This window comes from Enterobacter sp. ZOR0014 (assembly GCF_000798855.1).
Lineage (GTDB): Bacteria > Pseudomonadota > Gammaproteobacteria > Enterobacterales > Enterobacteriaceae > Enterobacter > Enterobacter kobei.
Genome location: NZ_JTLF01000039.1, coordinates 1 through 315, shown reverse-complemented (window position 1 = coordinate 315; position 315 = coordinate 1). Strand labels below are relative to the sequence as shown.

The following is a 315-nucleotide window of genomic DNA, read 5'->3' as shown; positions in this document are numbered from 1 at the left end:
CATTCTTGGGTGTCATGCGTAACCGTCATAACATTGGCTATGTTGATGTACCAAACAGTAAATGGTGTGGGTATCATCTAATTAAAGGTAAGAGTGCATTGCGAAAAGTACAAAGCATTGAGATACTCAAGAGCTATAACATAGTACCTGATAATGATATCAACGACGACATGGCAGACGCGTTCTGTATCTTACTCTATGTAGAAAGTCAGGAGAATGAATGATTGTAATTAATATTGCCTTGATTATTCTTGGCATTTTATATGGTGTAGGTTCGGTTACCAACTTTAAGGAGTGGTATTATCGCCAATGTTC

The 315-nt window shown here is 37.5% G+C and carries 1 protein-coding gene; it reads left to right on the top strand.

Going from position 1 to position 315, the window contains the following annotated elements:
• Positions 1–224: hypothetical protein (locus tag L977_RS01455; protein ID WP_047624418.1), on the top strand; the 224-nt coding region annotated here is incomplete at its 5' end.
• Positions 225–315: the final 91 nt, after the last annotated feature.